At 42.6% G+C, this 22,417-nt stretch carries 20 protein-coding genes, 1 rRNA gene and 1 riboswitch; of the genes, 1 reads left to right on the forward strand and 20 read right to left on the reverse strand.

What is annotated here, in order from left to right; all coding sequences use genetic code 11:
• Positions 1 to 62: 62 nt before the first annotated feature.
• From CSV74_RS11735 to CSV74_RS11825, 19 genes are all read right to left on the reverse strand, one after another.
• Entirely contained in the window at positions 63 to 1,196 is a 1,134-nt protein-coding gene (locus CSV74_RS11735) for a CamS family sex pheromone protein (RefSeq protein ID WP_029054967.1), read from the reverse strand.
• Positions 1,180 to 3,207, reverse strand: a complete 2,028-nt coding sequence (gene ligA / locus CSV74_RS11740) for an NAD-dependent DNA ligase LigA (RefSeq protein ID WP_099691790.1) — start codon at positions 3,205 to 3,207, stop codon at positions 1,180 to 1,182. The genes CSV74_RS11735 and ligA overlap by 17 nt, the downstream gene beginning before the upstream one ends.
• A 27-nt stretch (positions 3,208 to 3,234) precedes the next feature.
• A complete protein-coding gene (gene pcrA, locus CSV74_RS11745) occupies positions 3,235 to 5,469 on the reverse strand; it encodes a DNA helicase PcrA (protein WP_029054969.1) in 2,235 nt (744 codons plus the stop codon).
• 44 nt (positions 5,470 to 5,513) lie between these two features.
• Positions 5,514 to 6,212, reverse strand: a complete 699-nt coding sequence (pcrB, locus tag CSV74_RS11750; RefSeq protein ID WP_029054970.1) for a heptaprenylglyceryl phosphate synthase — start codon at positions 6,210 to 6,212, stop codon at positions 5,514 to 5,516.
• An 82-nt stretch (positions 6,213 to 6,294) separates the two neighbouring features.
• Complete coding sequence (locus CSV74_RS11755; RefSeq protein ID WP_029054971.1) at positions 6,295 to 6,615, reverse strand: YerC/YecD family TrpR-related protein; 321 nt, start codon at positions 6,613 to 6,615, stop codon at positions 6,295 to 6,297.
• Between the two features lie 26 nt (positions 6,616 to 6,641).
• A complete protein-coding gene (locus CSV74_RS11760) occupies positions 6,642 to 7,652 on the reverse strand; it encodes a DUF3048 domain-containing protein (RefSeq protein ID WP_099691791.1) in 1,011 nt (336 codons plus the stop codon).
• 9 nt (positions 7,653 to 7,661) lie between these two features.
• Complete coding sequence (locus tag CSV74_RS11765) at positions 7,662 to 9,377, reverse strand: adenine deaminase C-terminal domain-containing protein (RefSeq protein WP_099691792.1); 1,716 nt, start codon at positions 9,375 to 9,377, stop codon at positions 7,662 to 7,664.
• A gap of 351 nt (positions 9,378 to 9,728) precedes the next feature.
• Positions 9,729 to 10,988: a phosphoribosylamine--glycine ligase gene (gene purD, locus CSV74_RS11770; protein WP_029054974.1), complete on the reverse strand. Its 1,260-nt coding sequence runs from the start codon at positions 10,986 to 10,988 to the stop codon at positions 9,729 to 9,731.
• Positions 10,989 to 11,009: 21 nt separating this feature from the next.
• Positions 11,010 to 12,545: a bifunctional phosphoribosylaminoimidazolecarboxamide formyltransferase/IMP cyclohydrolase gene (gene purH, locus CSV74_RS11775; protein WP_099691793.1), complete on the reverse strand. Its 1,536-nt coding sequence runs from the start codon at positions 12,543 to 12,545 to the stop codon at positions 11,010 to 11,012.
• A 49-nt stretch (positions 12,546 to 12,594) separates the two neighbouring features.
• Positions 12,595 to 13,167, reverse strand: coding sequence for a phosphoribosylglycinamide formyltransferase (gene purN / locus CSV74_RS11780; protein WP_369823716.1), 573 nt, complete (start codon positions 13,165 to 13,167; stop codon positions 12,595 to 12,597).
• Positions 13,164 to 14,219 carry a phosphoribosylformylglycinamidine cyclo-ligase gene (gene purM / locus CSV74_RS11785; protein ID WP_099691795.1) on the reverse strand — a complete coding sequence of 352 codons (1,056 nt, stop codon included), beginning with the start codon at positions 14,217 to 14,219 and terminating at the stop codon, positions 13,164 to 13,166. The genes purN and purM overlap by 4 nt, the downstream gene beginning before the upstream one ends.
• 11 nt (positions 14,220 to 14,230) lie before the next feature.
• Positions 14,231 to 15,655 (reverse strand): amidophosphoribosyltransferase, encoded by a 1,425-nt coding sequence (purF, locus tag CSV74_RS11790; protein WP_029054978.1) that lies wholly within the window; start codon positions 15,653 to 15,655, stop codon positions 14,231 to 14,233.
• Positions 15,631 to 17,862 carry a phosphoribosylformylglycinamidine synthase subunit PurL gene (gene purL, locus CSV74_RS11795; RefSeq protein WP_099691796.1) on the reverse strand — a complete coding sequence of 744 codons (2,232 nt, stop codon included), beginning with the start codon at positions 17,860 to 17,862 and terminating at the stop codon, positions 15,631 to 15,633. Before purL ends, purF begins: the two co-directional genes overlap by 25 nt.
• Positions 17,852 to 18,535 (reverse strand): phosphoribosylformylglycinamidine synthase subunit PurQ, encoded by a 684-nt coding sequence (purQ, locus tag CSV74_RS11800; protein ID WP_099691797.1) that lies wholly within the window; start codon positions 18,533 to 18,535, stop codon positions 17,852 to 17,854. Before purQ ends, purL begins: the two co-directional genes overlap by 11 nt.
• Positions 18,532 to 18,786 carry a phosphoribosylformylglycinamidine synthase subunit PurS gene (purS, locus tag CSV74_RS11805; protein ID WP_083033870.1) on the reverse strand — a complete coding sequence of 85 codons (255 nt, stop codon included), beginning with the start codon at positions 18,784 to 18,786 and terminating at the stop codon, positions 18,532 to 18,534. The genes purQ and purS overlap by 4 nt, the downstream gene beginning before the upstream one ends.
• A gap of 37 nt (positions 18,787 to 18,823) precedes the next feature.
• A complete protein-coding gene (purK, locus tag CSV74_RS11810; protein WP_099691798.1) occupies positions 18,824 to 19,951 on the reverse strand; it encodes a 5-(carboxyamino)imidazole ribonucleotide synthase in 1,128 nt (375 codons plus the stop codon).
• On the reverse strand, positions 19,948 to 20,436 hold the full coding sequence (gene purE, locus CSV74_RS11815; protein ID WP_029054983.1) for a 5-(carboxyamino)imidazole ribonucleotide mutase: 489 nt from the start codon (positions 20,434 to 20,436) through the stop codon (positions 19,948 to 19,950). The genes purK and purE overlap by 4 nt, the downstream gene beginning before the upstream one ends.
• A gap of 160 nt (positions 20,437 to 20,596) precedes the next feature.
• Positions 20,597 to 20,697, reverse strand: a riboswitch (purine riboswitch).
• A gap of 127 nt (positions 20,698 to 20,824) precedes the next feature.
• Complete coding sequence (locus CSV74_RS11820; protein WP_099691799.1) at positions 20,825 to 21,010, reverse strand: NETI motif-containing protein; 186 nt, start codon at positions 21,008 to 21,010, stop codon at positions 20,825 to 20,827.
• Entirely contained in the window at positions 21,007 to 21,534 is a 528-nt protein-coding gene (locus CSV74_RS11825; protein WP_029054985.1) for a DUF2179 domain-containing protein, read from the reverse strand. Before CSV74_RS11825 ends, CSV74_RS11820 begins: the two co-directional genes overlap by 4 nt.
• Before the next feature lie 212 nt (positions 21,535 to 21,746).
• Between CSV74_RS11825 and CSV74_RS11830 the strand changes: the two genes are divergently transcribed.
• Positions 21,747 to 22,235 carry a hypothetical protein gene (locus CSV74_RS11830; protein WP_099691800.1) on the forward strand — a complete coding sequence of 163 codons (489 nt, stop codon included), beginning with the start codon at positions 21,747 to 21,749 and terminating at the stop codon, positions 22,233 to 22,235.
• A gap of 90 nt (positions 22,236 to 22,325) precedes the next feature.
• Here the strand turns inward: CSV74_RS11830 and rrf are convergent.
• Positions 22,326 to 22,417 (reverse strand): 5S ribosomal RNA (gene rrf, locus CSV74_RS11835); the annotation flags it as partial.

The following is a 22,417-nucleotide window of genomic DNA, read 5'->3' on the forward strand; positions in this document are numbered from 1 at the left end:
GTACAATTAATCATACCATTTAATCAGTTTCTTGGAAAGTTCGTGTTACTACCTAAAAACTGTTAATATCCATAGACGTGTACGAACGGTTCTTCTCGTTCATTGTCATTCACAATTAGCACTTCCGGTCCATTAACTGACGTTACACTTACTTCAATGGGAACATCTTTAAAATGCGTTTTAACCAGTGAAGTCAAGTATTGCGAAAATCCAATCAGCTCTGTCTTGCCAAAAAATTGTATAGGGATTTCTACTCGTAATGAATGTAGTTTCTGGTCTTTATAGAAAGCTGTTCCAATGACATTCACAAAGCTTGGGAAGTAATCATCAATGTCTTGTTTGAAGTTCTTGAATGTCGTATTCAAGTCACGATAATTTCCCGTTGATGAAGACGCGGGAAGTAATACATATTGCTCGTCCACTTCTTTCCAACCAGTAAATTCATTTTTTCCTTTTGCAGCAAATGAAGTGGCAAAATATGTGCCTGGTACAATATCGTTTCGACTTTCTTGCTTAAACAACCCGACCGCTATTGGAATATCCGCAAGCTCCGGTTTACTACGCAATCTACTCAAAATAATATCTGCCATCTTCTTGCCTTTTTCTTCAATTGTCTTATCATCAATCCGGCGTTCGCTGCCTTCACGTGGATAATAAATCGAATTCATTGCAAGTCCGATAGATATCCCCGCTAATTTCACTTTTTTGTCATCTGTCATTTGTAAATAGTTTTGCTCTACGATATGCGCAAGATAAATCGGTGCTTCATCCGCAATTTGAGCTGGTGACATATCATCAGTAATTGCAGGATTGAGACCTGCTTCAAAATTTGATTTTCTGGAGATCCATTGCTTCGCAGTATCGCGGTCTATATACTGACCTTCCTGGAAGAAGTAATCTTTAGGATCGTAATATAGCGAAGACAAGCGCAATAAGCCTTCCTCTGTTTCCTGAATATCATACTTCGTATTGAGATTATTGACGACCAACCCTCGGCTTGCACTCTTTTTAAATGGAACTGGCGTTCGGTAGTACTCCTTTTTAACTTGAGTATCAGGAATGAGCACCATTTCCTGCTCACTTTCTTCTGTTTCTTGCACTGCTTTTTCCGAATCATCGCTTGGCGCCGGTACACATCCTGTCAGCAAGACTGCCGACAGAATGCCCGTCATAAGCCATTTAGTCGTTGTTTTCATTCATATCCACTCCAAGGGCATCAAGCATGGCTTGTTCGTCCCAAATTTCAATCTCTAATTCTTGCGCTTTCGTCAATTTTGAGCCTGCATCTTCGCCTGCAATGACCAGATCCGTTTTCTTACTGACACTGCCACTGACAGTCCCGCCAAGCGATTCAATTCGTTCTTTAGCTTCTCCACGCGTCAATTCCGCGAGCTTACCTGTTAGGACAATTGTTTTTCCAGCGAAAGGTCCGGTAGTTGGCAACTCTTCACGTGTGGCACCTTTATAAACCGTATTCACACCATAAGAACGCAACTTGTTCATTACTTCCTGAACTTCTTCCGTACTAAAGTAAGTAGTCACAGAATCAGCAACAATCGCACCGATTTCAAAAATATTTACAAGTTCTTCTTCTGTTGCTTGTTCTAACGCATCAAGAGTACGATACTCTTCCGCTAGGATCCTTGCGACTTTTTCACCGACATGGCGAACGCCCAACCCAAACAACAATTTCTCTAATGAATTCTCTTTGGACTGTTCAATAGCCGTCAAAATATTCGTTGCGGATTTCTCTCCGATCCGTTCCAAGCTCAATAGTGACTCTTTCGTTAAAGTATATAAATCGGATACATCTTGTACCAAATCAGCAGTATACAATTGTTCAATTAGCTTTTCACCGACACCATCGATATTCATGGCTCTTCTTGAAACGAAATGGATTAATGCTTCTTTCATCTGCGCAGGACATTTAGGATTCACACAACGCAGCGCCACTTCTCCTTCAATCCTCACAAGTTCTGAATCGCATACAGGACAGTTATCAGGCATATGGAACGGTTCTTCTTCACCCGTTCGCTGTTCTTTCAATGACATGACGATTTCGGGAATGATATCGCCTGCCTTTCGCAACACGACGTGATCACCGATACGAATATCTTTCTCACGGATCAAGTCTTCGTTATGCAAAGATGCTCGTCCCACTGTTGTACCTGCTACAAGAACCGGTTCCAGAATGCCTGTTGGTGTCACTACACCTGTCCGGCCTACGCTTAACTCAATATCCAATAGTTGAGTGTGCACTTCTTCTGCAGGGAACTTATAAGCAATAGCCCATTTAGGACTCTTTGCTGTATAACCCAGTTGTTCTTGCGATTCGAAGTTATCAACTTTTATTACAATACCATCAATTTCATAATCGAGGTTGAGTCTATTTTCTGTCCAGTAGGCTACGTATTCTAACACTTCTTCAATTGTCGTACAGCGCTTACGTTCCTTATTCGTCGTCAATCCTAGTTCATCCACTTTATTGAGCGCATCCGAGTGACTGTCTAAGCCATATACTTCCGCATCGCCGCCTACTGCATAAATGAAAGTAGCTAAGTTTCTACTCTCCGCTACTTTTGAATCCAATTGACGAAGTGATCCTGCAGCTGCATTTCGCGGGTTGGCAAAAGGTACTTCACCTGCTTCATCACGGTCTTCATTCAATTTAACAAATGAATTCTTGGGCATATACGCTTCGCCACGCACTTCAATTGTTAAAGACTCATTCAATTTATGTGGTATCGAGCGAATAGTTTTTAAGTTGGCTGTGATGTCTTCTCCGACTGAGCCGTCTCCACGAGTAGCGCCTTGTACAAGACGACCATTTTCATATTGTAATGAAACGGCAAGACCATCGATCTTCAGTTCACAAACGTACACAGCATTCCCAGTCGCTTCTTTCACACGCCTGTCGAAATCCTTTAAGTCTTCTTCGTTAAATGCATTTGCCAAACTAAGCATCGGATGACGATGAACGACTTTATTAAACACCTCAAGTGGTGCTCCGCCAACTCGTTGTGTCGGCGAATCCGGGTAGATTAAGTCAGGATGTTCTTCTTCAATCGCCAACAATTCCCTCATCTTCTCATCATATTCTGAATCGGGAACGATAGGGGCATCCAACTCATAGTATGCACGCCCGTACTCATGCAAGGTTTTATTGAGCTCCGCTACCCGCTTCTCTAGTTCTAGAACATCATCCATCTACTCTCCACACTCCTTAGGAACGCTTTATTCTTTTTCAATCGGTGCAAATTTAGCTAATAGTCGCTTGATACCTACTGGGTTAGGGAATGCAATGTCCAGTTCCATATCATCTGCCTTACCTTTCACACTCACAACCGTTCCAGTTCCCCAAATTTTATGGGACGCCTTATCTCCTGGTTTCCACTGCATTTTTTCTCCGCCACTTTCATTATAGGCCGGACGTTTGACTGCAGGACGTTTGGTTTTCGCTTTAGGTGCTTGAGCGAAAGGTACACTCATGCCATTCCCATCTGCCAATAGCTCTGTTAGTTCATCCGAAATTTCATTGAGAAAACGAGATGGTTGATTGAAGTTTGATTTACCGAACAACATCCGGTGACCTGCACTTGTAAGGTAAAGGCGCTGTTCCGCGCGTGTAATCGCAACATACGCGAGTCTTCGTTCTTCTTCCATTTCTTCCGGATCTGCAAGTGCTCGAATATGTGGGAATATGTTTTCTTCCATGCCAAGCACAAAGACCACTGGGAATTCTAAGCCCTTTGCTGCGTGCATCGTCATTAGGACGATTTTCTCGGTGGAAGTGTTCTCTTCTTTATCCAAAGTATCAATATCCGCTACTAAAGCGAGGTCAGTCAAGAATGCAACGAGGGAAGGTTCTTCCTCTTCTTCAGCTGCACGTTTCTCAAACGCTTCTGTAACCGATAAAAACTCTTCAATGTTTTCAAGACGGCTTTCTGCCTCGATTGATTTTTCTTTTTCCAACATCTCACGATAGCCTGATTTATCAATAACTTCTTTCACTAGTTCGGTGATTGATAAAAATTCTTGCATTTGAGTGAATCCATTGATCAATTCATGGAATTTCACCGCTTCTGTTAATGCTCTTTTAGGTAAGCCCATAAAATCTACTTCCTGCAATGAATCGAAAATGGAGCGGTCATTTTGTAATGCAAACGTCGCCATACGTTCAAATGAAGTTGCACCGATACTTCGTTTTGGTTCATTAATAATTCTTGCCAGTGCTAGGTCATCATCATGATTCGCAATTAGACGTAAGTAAGCGAGTAAATCTTTAATCTCTTTTCGATCATAGAATTTCGTGCCGCCTACAATTGTATAATCAAGGTTTGACTTTAATAAGTATTCCTCAATTAGACGGGACTGTGCGTTAGTTCGGTATAAAATTGCAAATTGATCCAATGTTAATCCGAGTTTTTCTTTCAACTCGATGATTTGCTGGACAACAAATTGTGATTCATCTTTTTCATCGCGCGCTTTATAAATGGAGATTAATTCACCCTCGGGGTTATCTGTGCGCAATTTCTTATCATAGCGACTTTTATTATTGTCGATCACTTCATTTGCTGCTTGCAAAATCCTCTTGGTGGAACGGTAGTTTTGCTCTAAAAGAATGACATTCGCTTCTTTATAATCTTTTTCAAAAGATAGTATGTTACCAATATCCGCACCACGCCAGCGATAGATCGACTGATCGGAGTCACCTACTACACAGACATTACGGAATTTTGATGCCAGCATTTTGACGAGACGATACTGCGCATTGTTTGTATCTTGGTACTCATCCACATGAATATACTGAAATTTGTTTTGATAATACTCAAGCACTTCAGGAACTCGTTCAAACAAGACTGTTGTCATCATGATCAAGTCATCAAAATCCATCGACTGGTTTTGACGTAACTTTTTAGTATAACGATCATAGATATCCGCTACTGTACGTTCATGAGGGTTTTGAGGATTCGAATTTTTACGGAATTCAATCGCGTCTATACATTCGTTTTTCGCATTACCAATAATTCCGAGCATCGCACGTGGATCATTCTGTTTCGGATCGAGATTCAGTTCTTTCAATACACGTTTCATTGCAGTCAATTGATCCGCACCGTCAAGGATAGTGAAATTTTTAGATAAGCCGATTCGATCTACGAACCTGCGTAAAATTCGAACACACATCGAGTGGAAAGTTGAAACCCACATACGTTCTCCAGAGCCTGGACCTAGTAATCCATCAATTCGGTCACGCATTTCACGTGCCGCCTTATTTGTAAATGTAATGGCTAATATATTGGACGGGTACACTTGTTTTTCCACAACCAAATATGCAATTCGGTGCGTCAATACACGAGTCTTCCCTGAACCTGCACCCGCCATAATGAGCAACGGTCCCTCTGTCGTTTTGACTGCACGCGCTTGCTCGGGATTCATGCCTTTTAATAAATCATCTGATAGTTTATTCATATTAGTACCGCCTTTTAGGAACGTTTGTTCTAATTATATACTACTCACATAGGTAAAGGAACAGATTTCACAGCATCGACTGTTTTAAGAGCTACTTGTAGATCATCGTATACAACATTTCCTACCACTACAGTATCTGCAATGGCCGCCATTTCTTTCGCTTGTTCTGTTGAGCGAATTCCACCACCATAAAAGAGACGCGTGTTAGTAAGTAATTCTTTTGCTGACCGAACAATTTGTGGATCGCCGTATTGCCCACTGTACTCTAAATAAAAAATCGGCAAGGTAAATAAGTGCTCAGCCATCCGTGCATATGCTTGTACATCTTCTTCATCCGGAACACGGTCTACGCCAGTCACCTTCGCAGCTGTACAATCCAGATTTAAAATGCAGTAACCTTCTGTAACCAGCTCATCGAAGTTCATCATATGTCCGTATTCTCGAAGGGCTTCGTGATGCAAGCCGTTCAGCCATTTTGAATCCGTTGTGTTTAAGACAGTTGGAATGAAGTAATAATCGAATCCTGGCGTGACGGATTCAACAGTAGATACTTCCAATGCAAGTGGTACTGAAAAGCGACGGAAACGTGCAAGTAAATCAAGTACATTTTCCAATGTGACACCGTCAGACCCACCAATGATGACTCCATCCGTTCCAGACTCAGCTATGGCTTCTACTTGTTTATCTGATATATTTTTCGCTGGATCAATTTTAAATGCATGTCGCCATGTTTTATAGTCCATTTTTTATTTCCACCTTCTTAGGTCATAGTAGTTATATATAACTTTTAAAAAACCGGTGGGGTATTCTCCCTGGCCGGTTGTGTTAGTTGTTTTTTGTTTGATTGTTTTGAAGTTCAGGATAAAGTCGATCCAACATAAGGTTGTAGCCACCAGACCCGTAGTCTACGCAACGGCGTATGCGAGAGATCGTAGCTGTACTTGCGCCTGTTTCTTGTTGGATGCTGTCATAGGTTTTTTTCAGTTTGAGTTTATGGGCTACATCCAGTCTTTGTGCCAGTGATTGGACTTCACTCATCGTGCAAATATCATCGAAAAACATATAACATTCTTCTACATCCTTTAGTTCTAGAATTGCTCGGAACAACTGATCTATTTGTTCTCCGCGGATTTTATCTATTTGCATGTTCTCGCCCTCTCTCTATGTCGATCTTACGGAGTATAAGTGACGGAAGTAGAAGGACCTGATAATGATGGCACAATGTGGATCCAAGTTTTCCCGGCTGTTAATTTAACAGGTACACCTTGTTCCACTGGAGTTAAAAATCCATCTTTATTTTGCCATTCGATCGGTTTAGCGATCCCTTCATGAAACAGCATAGCTTGGCCGCCAGATTCTAGATCAATTGTGAGCCTGCCTTGTTGATCAACTGTTTGATGAGCCATTTCCATCACGATGATATTCGCCATTTCTATACGTCGTTCGTTTAACTTATCTACTGTATCAATACCGTTTACAGATCGATAATACCGATTTTCTTCTTGATCATATTGATACGTACTAATGAAATTCGGATCTGAACTGTACGATACTTGAACCGCTGATGCTATATCCCCTATTTTATCACTTTCATCAGGATTAAGGAAAGAAAAGGACGGCTGTGCAGTGATTTTTTCAGATGCATTCACAAGACTAAATGCTTCTGCAATATGTTCCTTTGAAATATACGAGTTATGCGGAGCCTGACGATCTGCTGAACGTTCGAATAAAGTCCCGTCATGATTTATGCCATTTATATGATCGACTACCCGATCATCAAGTAATCTCTTTGCATCCGGACTATAACCGTGAGCGATATAAAATGCATCCATACCTTCTGCTAAGTTTACGAAATAATCACGAGCACTTCGAATAGGACCTATCTGATCAGGCACTTTACTTTGAAATAGTGCAGCGAAGCGCGTAACTTGACCTTCTGCTAAGAATTCATATATCTGATCTGCATCTGAAAGTCCCGACTGTGGACGAGCAGCAGGTATATTACTAATTGTCGCTATAATAGGACGGTTGTCGATTGCATCTGTAATTTCACCTGTAAAAGGAGATACTTCAATCGAAGTTTGTTGTTCCTCTGGTTCAGGTTGACCTTTCGAAGAGCAACCCCCAAGACATAACAAGCTAACCGCGGCCGTCAAGAGTAACTTTCGTCCATTCCATCTCAATATATGTTCCTACCTTTCTACATGAGGTATTAATAGTTCATTTTTCATTACTTGCACGACACCAATCGGCGTGATGCGGACATACGGCAAGTGAACAGACTGAAGGAATAACAGCGTATATACGGCATCTCCATGCGCATAACCACGCTCTCTTAATGCTTTTTTCATAGCTACCTCTTCTTCAATGATGGTTTCCATCGCTTGAACAGACAATCCGCCTGCAACTTGTAGTGGTAACGTTTCAATTATCTTACCATTTTCAGCGAGTGCCATGCCCCCGCCTATTTTCTTAATTTCATTAAACGCTCTCTTCATCTCTTGCCAATCCTGCCCAATCAATAATACATCACCCGTATTTGAATAGGAAGATGCAAAACCTTGCAGATTATTCCCGAATCCTTTCAACATCGTATTGACTCGCCACTTGCCGTTCTTATCCAATAACATCAAATAACATTCATCACCAGAAGCAATAGTTGGACTACTGAGATCCAGATCGCTTTCATATACTTTCGTAATCACATCATTAATCATTTGAATTCCCATTGAAGATGGGAATGTGAAGTCTTCATCTGTCAGTTCATAAGGTAATTCAAATGCCGGCAACGCTTTCCAGTCCACCGCTTTGAAAGTATCAGACGGTATACTATCTCGGAGTACCCACTTCCCTTTTGATAATACATCAGTTGGCACTGGATTATGTTCATCCTCTAAAAAGTTCAATGTCGCAAAACGGCCTGTCGCAATTACACTATGCAAATCCGTAATATCGTAGTACCTCGCCACGTTATATGATGCCATTTGATACGCATCGATCGGTGGTACTCCCGCGTCAAGTGCTATCTGAATGCATTGGTCCATTACGCCTTCACGGTAGAACGATGGTGTGGAACCATCTGTCGTCATCATCAAATGATCAAAAATATCCCATTCCTTCTCGACAATACCTTTCAATAAATCTGGAAGGTCTGGACGAATTGAAGAATAGCGTAATGTGGCAGCATAGCCTTGCTGCAATCGTCTTTCCACTTCGTCCACAGTCATGGCCTCATGATCGCCGTCTGCTCCAAGCAATTTCATTCGGGCCAATGTACGTTCCGATGCGCCTGGGAAATGTCCTTCGATCTTTTTACCAAGTCGTTTGGATTCCATTAAAGACTGCATGATATTTTGATCACCTTGTAGTAGTCTAGGCCAACCTGTCAGCTCTCCTGTCATCAATACATCAGGACGCTCCATCCATTTCACAATATCTACAGGATTGAAAAGCTCTTTTTCATTTTGCAATACAGTTTGTGAATCAACACGTGCCCACCAATAAAATGAGAAGGGCAGTTCATTCAGTTGATCAATAAACGTAAACGCTGTTTGCTGATCCAGCATCGAGAACAAGATGAGATTATCTGAGATAAAAGTTGTTGTTCCTCGACGTGCTGCATAGTCAGCAAATGTTTCTGGATTATATAATTGGAAGGGATGGACATGCGGCTCGATGTATCCCGGGACTATTTTCTTGCCGTAAGCATCAACACATTCTGTTCCTTCAAGCATAGCCGGCATGCGCTCCCCTACATAAATGATTCGGTCACCTTGAATCCAAATGTTTCCTTGCGCCCATTTCTTGAATATAGAATGTAAGTACGTAGCATTTTTAATTACAATTTCAGGAGCTTTCTGTCCATCAATAATTGCAAGTTGTGACTGTATTTCTTTCGCACTCCACATGCCGATCACCGTCCCTAAAAGTAGTTTTCTAGTTTGTTAACTATTGCTTTATCGTAACATAGCAATTCAATCTGGAATAGCTACGTCACATAAATGTTGTCCACAAGCGACTTTTTATTAATCCACAAGATACTGAATACTTACACACATTACCAACAACTTACTCACACTTTCTCCACTAACAAACCACAAATTATATAATATGTTGTGGATAACTTGTTTTTTTCCAAACTGAACAAATTGTATGCAGCATCTACTACATGTTCACAGACTTCAAACGCCTACCTATAGTATTAAAAAAGACTGTCTTAGAAGTAATACAACACTTCTAAGACAGTCCCATTTAATCTTTTATTCAAATGTACGCCATCCAATATCCGTACGGTGGAAGAATCCATCCCATGGTTGATCAGCAAGGCCATTGTAGACTTTCTCCTGTGCTTCCTTTAACGTAGCTGCTTTCGCTGCAACAAGAAGTACACGCCCACCGTTTCCGACGAAGTGATCATCTTCTAGCTTTGTTCCTGCATGAAAGACGTCAAGTCCTTTATCAGTCAATACATCAAGGTTTGGGAGTGCACGGCCATTCACTACATCAGAAGGATACCCTTCCGATGCAATGACAACGCCTAACATCGCTTCTTCATACCATTCAAGATCGAATGATTCTCCAGCCATTAGTGCTTCCATGAACTTACCAAAATCCGATTTCATACGCGGTAAGACAACTTGCGTTTCTGGGTCGCCAAAACGAGCATTGAATTCAATAACTTTCGGACCTTGCTCAGTAAGTATTAAACCAGCATAGAGGATACCTGTAAAAGGAATTCCTTCTTCTGTCATAGCCTCAACAGTAGGTACGACTACGCGATCGTATGCTTCTTGCACAATTGCATCCGAAATTTGCGGTACTGGGGAATATGCTCCCATTCCGCCAGTGTTCGGACCGCGATCACCGTCATACGCACGTTTGTGATCTTGTGCAATTACCATTGGGTAGATTTGTCCGTCATGAACGAACGACATATAAGAGAACTCTTCACCATCGAGAAATTCTTCTACCACCACACGTGAAGATGATTCGCCGAACTTTTGATTGCCGATCATGTCATCTACTGCATCTAACGCTTCCTGTAATTCCATAGCGACGATTACACCTTTTCCAGCTGCTAATCCATCAGCTTTCACAACGATTGGAGCACCTTGTTCGCGGATGAATGACTTTGCTTCTTCAGCATCCGTGAATGTTCCATAAGCCGCTGTTGGAATATCATACTTGTCCATGATTTCCTTGGCGAATGACTTACTGCCTTCGATGCGAGCAGCCGCCTGAGTCGGGCCGAATACTGTTAAACCTTTAGCTAAGAAATAATCAGCAATTCCTTCCGCTAGCGGCTGTTCCGGTCCAACGAACGTCAACGTAACACGCTGTTCGATTGCAAAGTTTGCCAAAGCCTCAAAGTCTGTAGCTGCAATGTGCACACATGTTGCATCTTGCTGCATACCGTCGTTGCCAGGCGCGACAAATACTTCTGATACAGAAGGCGCTTGGTTAAACTGTTTGGCTATCGCATGTTCACGACCGCCACTTCCAATTACAAGAACTTTCATGTTGATCTACTCCCTGCACTCTTAGTGTTTAAAATGACGTACACCCGTGAATACCATCGTAATGCCGTATTCATTGGCTTTTTTAATGGAATCTGCATCTTTTACTGAACCACCCGGTTGAATGATTGCCGTAATACCTGCTTTTGCCGCTGCTTCAACTGTATCATCCATAGGGAAGAATGCATCAGATGCAAGAGCTGCTCCTTTTGCACGTTCGCCTGCTTGTGTCAGAGCGATTTTCGCAGCACCTACACGGTTCATCTGACCTGCACCTACACCGATTGTCATATGCTCATCTGTTACGACAATTGCATTGGACTTCACGTGCTTGACAACTGCCCAACCCAGTTTCATCGCATTCCATTCTGCTTCAGTCGGCTCTCGGTCTGTTGCCACCTTGATATCCGCTTCTTCAAAACCATGCGCATCAGGTTGTTGCATCAACAATCCACCTTCAACGGATACCGTGTTCCACTGATCTTTTTTCTGCTGTTCAAATGAAATTGTTAAGAGACGAATGTTTTTCTTCTTCGTTAATGTCTCTAGTGCTTCTTCTGTAAATGAAGGAGCAATGATAATTTCAAGGAATATATCAGCAAGTTGCACGGCTGTTTCCTGGTCCACTTCTTTATTCAACGCAATGATTCCACCAAAAATAGACGTAGAATCCGCTTCATAAGCTTTTTGGAAAGCTTCTGCAATAGTCTCTCCTGTACCTACACCACATGGATTCATGTGCTTAACCGCAACGGCTGCAGGCTCAGTGAATTCCTTTACAATTTGAATCGCTGCATTTGCATCCTGGATATTGTTATAAGATAATTCTTTTCCGTGAAGCTGTTCTGCATAGGCGATCGAGAAATCAGATCCAAGCGGGCGACTATAGAATGCTGCCTGCTGATGAGGATTTTCTCCATAACGCAATGGTTGCTTCAACTCGTATGTATAGGTAACTTGTTCTGGGAATTGTTCGCCTGCAAGATCTGTCAAGTAGCCTGAAATCAATGAATCATAGGCTGCTGTATGACGGAATACTTTAGCTGCTAAACGACGGCGTGTTTCAAGAGTCGTCTTGCCATCCGCTTTCAGTTCGTCGAGTACCGCACCGTAGTCAGCTGCATCCACAATGACAGTTACGTATGTATGATTCTTTGCAGATGCGCGAAGCATTGCTGGTCCACCAATATCAATATTTTCGATCGCATCTTCTGCTGATACGTCTGGTTTAGAAATCGTTTCTTTGAATGGATACAAGTTAACACAGACTACATCGATTGGCTGGATACCGTGTTCTTCCATTTGCGCTTGATGTCCAGGGTCATCTTGTTTTGCAAGTAATCCACCGTGAATCATTGGATTCAATGTTTTCACGCGGCCTTCCATAATTTCTGGGAATCCTGTTACTTCATCTACAGCCGTTACAGCAATACCATTGTCTTTCAAATGCTTCATTGTACCACCAGTAGATAATAATTCATATCCAAGCTGTTCGAGTTCTTTCGCAAATTCTAGTATTCCACTTTTATCCGATACGCTTAACAGTGCGCGTTTTTTCAAAGCTATTCCCTCCAGTTTATAAAAAAAGCCTGTCATCTCAACAGGCTCATCATTTTTTAAATAAGTTTTGCAATGTTGTGGTATATAATTCATGTTCCACGGCATGGATAGCTAAAGCAGTTCGCTCGGCATCCCCATCAATAACGTCTACTGCACGTTGGGCTAAAATTGGACCCGTATCCATTCCTTCATCTACAAGATGAACTGTAACACCTGTTACTTTAACGCCGGCAGCTACAGCTTGTCCAATCGCATCCTTACCTGGGAATGAAGGCAATAACGATGGATGGATATTGATGATCCGTTCAGGATATGCTTCTAATAAAACAGGACCGATCAATCGCATATAGCCAGCCAATATCAGCCACTCCACTTGTGCTTCGTGTAATGCTTCAAGTACTGCTTGCTCATATGCTTTTTTTGTTTCGAAATCACGAGGACGAATGGCCGCAATTGGAATACCTATTTCGTTTGCCCGTTCATTGACGAAAGCATCCGGTTTATCTGTCACCATTAAAACGATTTCTGCTGGAATGCGCTCCGCTTTACAAGCTTCTGCCAAAGCGGCAAAGTTACTGCCGCTCCCTGAAGCAAATACTGCGATCTTTACTTTATTCATTATGACAATGTCCCGTCATGCTCACCGTTAAATGTTACGCCTTCTTGCTTCGTAACACGTCCGATTACATATGCTTCTTCACCATGTGCTTTAGCGATTTCGATTGCTTGATCAGCTTCTGCTTCCGGTAAGGCTACGACGAACCCAACACCCATATTGAATACGCTATATAAATCACGATCTGTTAATTCGCCTTTTGCTTTCAACATGTGGAATACAGGAAGTACGGGCCAAGCGCCTAAATCTACTTCTACTCCAAATCCTTCAGAGAACATACGTGGAAGGTTTTCGAAGAATCCACCGCCCGTAATATGACCCATGGAGTGCACATCAAGCTTTTGATGCATTTCAAGTACCGGCTTTGCGTAGATCTTAGTTGGCTTTAACAACGCATCCGCTACTGTACCGAGATTTTCATAGCCTTCAATCGTACCGTTAATATCTGCGCCCAATTGTTCAAATACAATATGGCGTACTAAAGAGAAACCGTTCGAGTGAATACCGCTCGATGCGATTCCAACTAATACGTCACCTTCTTGTACACGCTCGCCTGTAACTAGCTTGCTCTTTTCACAAGCTCCTACAGCAAAGCCAGCCAAATCATATTCATCTTCTTCGTAAAGACCTGGCATTTCAGCCGTTTCTCCACCTATCAAGGCCGCACCCGATTGTACACAACCATCCGCTACACCTTTAACGATTGCTTCCACTTTTTCAGGAACCGCTTTACCTAGTGCAACATAGTCAAGGAAATACAATGGCTCTGCGCCTTGTGCCACGATATCATTCACACACATTGCGACACAGTCAATTCCGATCGTGTCATGACGGTCCGCCATGAAAGCCAATTTCAATTTCGTTCCAACACCATCTGTACCGGAAATCAGTACCGGTTCTTTATATTCGAGCGCAGATAGATCGAACATTCCGCCGAACCCACCAAATGCACCTGCTACCCCTTTTCGGGATGTTCGTGCTACGTGAGACTTCATGCGTTCAACTGACTCATAGCCAGCTTCTATATTAACTCCCGCTTTTTCATATGCCTTCGACATGGAAAGGCCTCCTATCGTACGATTTCTTTTTCGTGCGGCATTGTCGTATCCGAATAAATCTCTGTTGGATACTCACCCGTGAAACAAGCTAAGCACTGTCCGCAGTTTTTCATTTCAGGTGACCGACCATTCGATTCCAGCATTCCATCTATTGATAGGAATGATAGTGAATCTGCTCCGATCTCATCACGCATTTCTTCTATAGTACGACCCGTTGCAAGTAATTCTGAATCTGAACTAATATCTACACCGTAATAACATGGAGCGATCAAAGGTGGTGAAGCAATGACGACATGTATTTCTTTAGCGCCCGCATCGCGAAGCATTGAAACTATTCGTTTAGATGTTGTACCACGAACGATTGAATCATCAACCATAACCACACGCTTACCATCAACGACTTGATGTACAGGTGATAGCTTCATCTTCACACCTTGTTCACGCAGCGCTTGAGATGGTTGAATAAACGTTCGTCCGACATAGCGATTTTTGATTAATCCCAACTCATACGGAATACCGCTTTGTTCTGAGAATCCAATTGCAGCTGAAATACTGGAATCTGGAACCCCTGTGACGACATCTGCACTAATCTGTACTTCACGAGCCAATTGTTTACCACAACGTTTACGTGCAGCATGAATATTAATTCCGTCGATATTTGAATCAGGACGGGAAAAGTAGACATATTCCATAGAACACATCGCATTATCTGCCGGTTCTGCAAAACGCTCGGACGATAATCCGTCATCATTGATAATCAGCAATTCGCCAGGTTCCACAGAACGAACATGTTCAGCACCGATAATTTCAAATGCACAAGTTTCGGATGCAACGACCCACGCATCACCAATTTTCCCTAAAGATAATGGGCGCATACCGTTTGGATCTTGTGCAACCATCAAACCTTCATCTGTCATTAAAACGAATGCAAATGCACCTTTTAGAATACTAAGTGCCTTTTTCACCCGTTCTCGATGATTACGTGAACCACTGCTACGTTTGATCAAGTGAGCGAGTACTTCAGTATCGGATGTACTTTGGAAGATACTACCTTGACGCTCCAAATGTTCTTTTAAATCTGTCGCATTGATCAGGTTACCGTTATGTGCGATTGCCAAGCTACCAGTTGTTGAACGGAAGACCAGTGGCTGAACATTTTCTATACCACGTCCATCTTTTGTCGTATAGCGAACTTGTCCAATTGCGCCACGTCCTTCAAGTGAATTCAGTTTTTCGCCTGAGAACACTTCATTGACTAGACCTTCACCTTTCACTGCATGGAGACCGTTATCGCCTTTAACGACGATACCGGCTCCCTCCTGTCCACGATGCTGAAGAGCATGCAATGCGTAATAGCTGAGCTGTGCAGCATCATCATGTCCCCAAATACCAAATACGCCGCACTCTTCGTTTAGTCCTCTGAGTTCAGCAAGCATGCAATAGCCCCTTTCCAAGCAGTTTGGAATTCTTCTACCGTCCCTTCTACTAGGACAGTTCCTTCTGCATCTTTAATGACGATTTCTTCGCCATCTGTCACTGTTCCGATTTTCACTGCATTTTGAACTTTCTCTTCAAACGCAGCTACTTGATCAGCTTGTACCGTAACCAAGAAACGTGACTGTGTTTCACTGAACAACGCAGTAATTGCTGAGCCTTCCACTGTTACATCAGCACCCAAACCTTGTGAACCGAATGTACCTTCACAAAGCGCTACTGCAAATCCACCTTCAGACAAATCATCAGCCGATTGAATCAATCCCGCTTGGATTGCTTCAAGAAGTTGTTGCTGACGAGTTGCTTCTATATCCAAATCGATTGCAGGTGATTTACCGAAGATCTTTCCTTCGATCATTTGTTGCAGTTCACTGCCACCGAATTCTGTTTCTGTTTGACCAATCAAGTAGATCGCATCTCCGGCTTGTTTGAAACCAGGTGTTGTCACTTGACTTAAATCATGAACGATTCCTACCAAACCAATTGTTGGCGTTGGATAGATTGGCACGCCGTTTACTTCATTGGAAAGAGATACGTTACCGCCAATGACCGGTGCATTCAGTTTACGACACGCTTCAGAAATACCGTCAGCTGATTTTTCCAACTGCCAGAATACTTCAGGCTTGTCCGGGCTACCAAAGTTCAAGCAGTCAGTCAGTGCGATTGGCTCTGCACCTGAACAGACAAGGTTACGTGCAGCTTCAGCAACGGCAATTTTACCGCCAACTTCCGGATCCAAATAAATGAATCGAGAGTTACAATCCGCTGTCATCGCAATACCTTTATTTGTTCCTCTAACACGGATCACACCTGCTGATGCTCCTGGTGCTAGTACTGTATTCGTTCTTGCACCTGTATCGAATTGATTGTAGACCCACTCTTTTGAAGCAATCGTTGGACGTTGCAATAAATCGAGTAGTGTTTCTTTCAAGTTCGTTACTTGTGGTTCTGTATTTTCAATCGCCTGGTTTTCCGCAAACGATGCAGGTTCTTTTGATTCTTTCTGATAGCTAGGTGCATCTTCAGCTAGTAGATCTGCTGAAACTTCTGCTGCGACTTCGCCTTTATGAAGCAAACGGAGCATTTTATCATCTGTTACATGACCGATAGTTGCTGCAGTAATTCCGTACTTCGTGAATAATGCAATAACTTCTTCTTCACGACCCTTTTTCACAACGATCAACATACGTTCCTGAGATTCAGACAGCATCATTTCATACGCTGTCATATTCTCTTCACGCTGTGGTACAAGATCCAAGTTCAATTCCACACCATAACCAGCTTTTGAAGCCATCTCAGCTGCTGAAGAAGTAAGACCAGCTGCACCCATATCCTGAATACCGATCAACGCATCTGATTGAACTAGCTCTAAGCAAGCTTCCATCAATAGCTTTTCAATGAATGGATCTCCTGCTTGCATTACCGGCAGTTCTTGCTCTTCTTCAATAGATAGTTCGGAGGAAGACATGGTGGCTCCGTGAATTCCATCGCGACCTGTTGTAGCCCCCGCATATATCACTGTGTTGCCAATACCAGCTGCGACACCTTTTTGAATATCTTCATGATTCAACAAACCGACTGCCATTGCGTTGACCAACGGACGCTTCGAATAGCACTGATCGAACTGAACTTCACCAGCTACTGTTGGAATTCCCATCGCGTTACCGTAACTCGCAATTCCAGCAACTGCTTCTTCAAACAAGAATTTATCACGAGGATCTGTTAAATCTCCGAAACGAAGTGAATTGACTAATGCCACCGGACGCGCACCCATAGAAAATACGTCACGAATGATTCCGCCTGCACCTGTTGCTGCACCAATGAAAGGCTCGATTGCTGATGGTGAGTTATGAGATTCCATTTTAAACACCGCAGCTTGATTATCACCAATGTCTACAATTCCAGCCCCTTCACCTGGCCCTTGTAGTACACGTGCACCTTCGGTAGGAAATCTACGTAATACAGACTTTGAGCTTTTATACGAACAATGCTCTGACCACATAGCAGAAAACAGACCTGTTTCTACGTAATTCGGAGTACGTCCAAGTTTTTCTACTGCACGCTCATACTCTGCATCTGTCATGCCCATTTGGAGATATAGACGATTTTCTTTGATTTGCTCCGCTGTAGGTTCGTGATTAATTGACATGCTGTTCACCCCGATTGTTCATGATTGATTGGAATAAAGCTGTTCCATCTGTTCCACCGATGATTTCTTCCACTGCACGTTCAGGAAGTGGCATCATACCGAGTACATTACCTTTTTCATTTGTGATCCCTGCGATTGCTTCTGTACTGCCATCTGTATTTTCATTCGCATATGTGAAAACGATTTGATTATTATTTTTAAGTTCTTGTACTGTCTGCTCGTCCGCGTAGTAGTTACCAAATTCGTTAGCTACTGGCAATGTGAGCACTTGACCTTGTGTATATTCTTTGGTGAAAGCTGTGTTATTATTTTCCACTCGTACTGTTTCTCGAGCTGAACGGAATTTCAAACTCTGATTACGTAAGAATCCACCTGGAAGGATACCTGCTTCTACTAAGATATGGAAACCATTACCTACACCCAGAACCAATTTACCTGATTCAGCAAATGCTTGTAACTGTTTGCAAGCAGGTGAACTTTTCGCCAATGCACCCGGACGTAAGTAGTTGCCGTATGAAGTGCCTGTCGGTAATAGAACCGCATCGAATTGATCGAGTTGATCGGCTTCTGTATGCCAAACGTATTCAACATCTTGCTTTACTGTTTCCTCAATTGCATGGTACATATCAAGATCACAAGTAAGACCTGGGAATACTAGAACGGCGAACTTCATTTGCTGGCAACCTCCCCGATTTCAAAGCGATAATCTTCAATGACTTTATTAATCAATAGATCGTTACACATTTCATTCACACGTGCTTCGATTGTCTCTTCTGATCCATCAAGCTGTAATTCGATCAGTTTTCCAACTCTTACACTTTTCACTTCTTCATAGCCAATCTTTTGAAGTGCTTCAGTTGTCGCGATGCCTTGTGGATCTACAACACTTTCACGTAGTGTTACATAAATAGTTACTTTCGTCATTGTCGGTTCCTCCCAAAGTGGAAATAATAGTTTTTTATTAGTTATTATCTTGCCAAATACTGGACTGTTCAATTTCTTGCAGAGTTTCATCAAGATTTTCCGTCATGATCGTGACATGACCCATTTTACGTTTTTCTTTTACTTCTGCTTTGCCGTATAAATGAATGGACCAATCTGGATAATCCGCGATGCGCTCTTGAAGCGGTGCTACATGTTCTCCAAGTACATTCACCATAATGGATGGTGCCCATAACTTCGGCTCACGTAACGGCCAACCACAGACCGCACGGATATGCTGATGGAATTGTGAGATGTTACATGCCTCTATTGAGTAGTGACCAGAGTTATGTGGGCGTGGCGCTAATTCATTAATAATGATTGTACCGTCAGGCAGTACGAACATTTCAACTGCTAGTGTCCCCACTAACTCTAAATGACCTGCAATTTTTTTTGCTGCATCTTCGGCTTGCTGCAGAACCGCCTCATCTACTCGTGCAGGTACAATTGATTCGTGCAGAATATGATGCTTATGAATATTCTCTGCTATTGGCAGGCAATAGGTTTGTCCTGCTGGATTTCTTTGAATAATAACGGAAATCTCTTTATCAAAAGGAACGAAAGCTTCTGCTATACAAGAAGAGTGTGTAAAAAGATCTTTGGCACTTTCAATTTGCTCTTTCGCTTCAAGCTTCACTTGACCTTTACCGTCATAGCCGCCAAAAGCGGTTTTCACGATACAAGGGAATCCTAGTTCATCAATTTTCTGTACTAACTCTTCATATGTCTCAGCGGTTATGTAAGGCGCAACCGGTACTCCAGCCGCTTGAATCTCAGCCTTTTCATTGATACGATTTTGCGTGATACGGACTAATTCAGCACCTTGGGGTACATAGGCTTTCTTTGTCAGCCGTTTCAATCCTTCATAATCGATATTTTCAAATTCAAATGTAATGACATCACTTACTTGGCTTAATTCATTCAACGCTTCTTCATCATTATACGGTGCAACGATTTCGATATCCGCCAACTGTCCGCAAGGGGAATTTTTTGTTGGGTCAAGTACCGCAATCTTGAAACCAGCCTCTTTTGCCGCAAGTCCCATCATCCGCCCCAATTGGCCACCACCGATGATACCGATTGTCTGTCCTGGTTGAATGAGCTTCAATTTAGTTCACCACTGCTTTCTAGCGAGATTTTCTTCATTTCATCGCGTCTTTGCTGTAGTTTCTTACGTAATTCTTCATCTTGTACACAGAGCATTTGAGCCGCTAAAAGGCCGGCATTCGTAGCACCCGCTTTACCGATTGACACAGTCGCTACAGGTACACCTCCTGGCATTTGAACGATGGATAATAGCGAGTCCATGCCATTCAATGCTTTAGATTGCACAGGCACACCAATAACAGGAACTAGCGTTTTTGCTGCAACCATCCCTGGTAGATGGGCGGCTCCGCCTGCTCCTGCGATAATAGCGTGTAATCCTTTTTTTTCTGCTTGTTCCGCATAGTCAAACATAAAATCCGGCGTACGGTGGGCTGACACTACTTTCTTTTCATAAGAAACGCCTAGCTCATCCAATATGTCGCATGCATGCTTCATTGTTTCCCAGTCGCTCTTACTGCCCATAATGACACCAATTTTTGGTTCCAAATCTAATCCGCTCCTTCATGCACAAGATGATTTAATATAAAATAATAAAAAGGTCCTTGAAAACTCCACTTTTCACATGCACAAAAAGCAGAACTTTCAAGGACCCTTACGAAAATGAATACATAGCTAACATAACTTAGCTATTCTCCATGATTATCCAAGAAAAATTGCTTTCCCACATAGTGTAGACATTTACGGTGTCATGGTAGAAACGCCACAGCCAATTCTGCAGCATATACGGGGAACTCATTTACTCTTATTATATTATCAATTATTACATAATCCGTCAACTAAAAGACGAACATTATAATATAAGTCTTTTACAATCATTCGCTTTTAAGTTGACATATGAATGAATAACCATCTGTTCTCTTTCTACTGACAGTTATTAGCTATTTTTGATCCCTTGAAACTGTGTTTGCTGTCTAATCGGAATATACTCTTCTCCAACCTGTTTAAATAGTGGCTTCTCACGTCTGGCAACAACGGTATATCCCAATCTCTGAATTCTCTCCAAACATTCCTCGAGTGTTTCATCTTCTTCTCTATCAAACCACATCTTTTGTTTACTCATTTAAATAACTTGCCTCTTTTCACACTCTTCACCCAGAATCCACCGTGTATCGACTTAGGCTCATACGATATAATAAATGCTTTCGGATCGAGTTCCGTTATCGTTTTATACAATTGCACTTCATATTTGCGAGGCGTCAGAATCTGCATTGTAGAACGATTACCACTTAATCCATTAGCTGATGAGTCTGTAACACCATAACCTAGTCGGCGCAATTCAGCAGGCATTTCCTTATCGACATCTGCTGTTATCACGTTCACCGTTATATAACCGAGTGCTAAACGTTCTTCAATTTTCGAACCGATAATAACCCCGATACCATACCCAAGTGCATAAGCTATCAAGTTTTGGATTTGATCTAAATTATCCAGCACCAATCCAAGCCCGATGACGTATACTACCGTTTCAATCATACTCACTGTTGCGGCAATATAACGATAGCCTTTGAGTGTCAGGATTATTCGTATTGTCATAAACGTTACATAGACAATATTGATCGTGAAAATAATTAATATCATTACCATTGCACCACTCCTTTAAACAAGTAGGATAATCGTATCGCGCCTTCGTTAAAAACTCAAGGAAAGTCTTTCAAATAGTAGATTATGGTGAGAGACTGTGAGGGTTGTGAAATGGATAGAGTTATTGACTCAGTTTGTAGAGCGGAGTGTGGGATGTATAGAGCAGCACTGTTTTTCTTAGGGTCATTGAGTGGATAGGCTGGGCGATTGAGCGCTTGTCTTGGGTCATTGAGCGGATACGCCGGACGATTGAGCGCTTGCCTGGAGTCATTGAGCGGATACGCCGGGCGATTGAGCGATTGGCTTGGATCATTGAGCGGATACGCGCGACGATTGAGCGCTTGGCTTGGGGCATTGAGCGGATACGCCGGGCAATTGAGCGCTTGGCTTGGGGCATTGAGCGGATACGCCGGGCGATTGAGCGCTTGCCTGAAGTCATTGAGCGGATACGCCGGGCAATTGAGCGCTTGGCTTGGGTCATTGAGCAGATACGAGGGGCGATTAAGCGCTTGGCTGGGGGCATTGAGCGGATACGCCGGACGATTGAGCGCTTGTCTTGGGTCATTGAGCGGATACGCGCGACGATTGAGCGATTATCTGGGATCATTGAGCGGAACACGGTAAACATAGAGCACACGACCGAATTTATAGAACAGATATTGAAAATGCATGAGCATTTACTGACTTTACAGGTTAGGTATTGAAGGATTATGCATGATTTCCTTACAACTCATTGGGCAACAGTATTTTACAAAACACAAAAAAGCCACTCCCCAAAGGGAATGGCTTCGCGTGCCTAGCAACGTCCTACTCTCACAGGGGGAAACCCCCAACTACCATCGGCGCTGAAGAGCTTAACTTCCGTGTTCGGTATGGGAACGGGTGT

Source organism: Sporosarcina sp. P19, assembly GCF_002743165.1.
GTDB lineage: Bacteria > Bacillota > Bacilli > Bacillales_A > Planococcaceae > Sporosarcina > Sporosarcina ureae.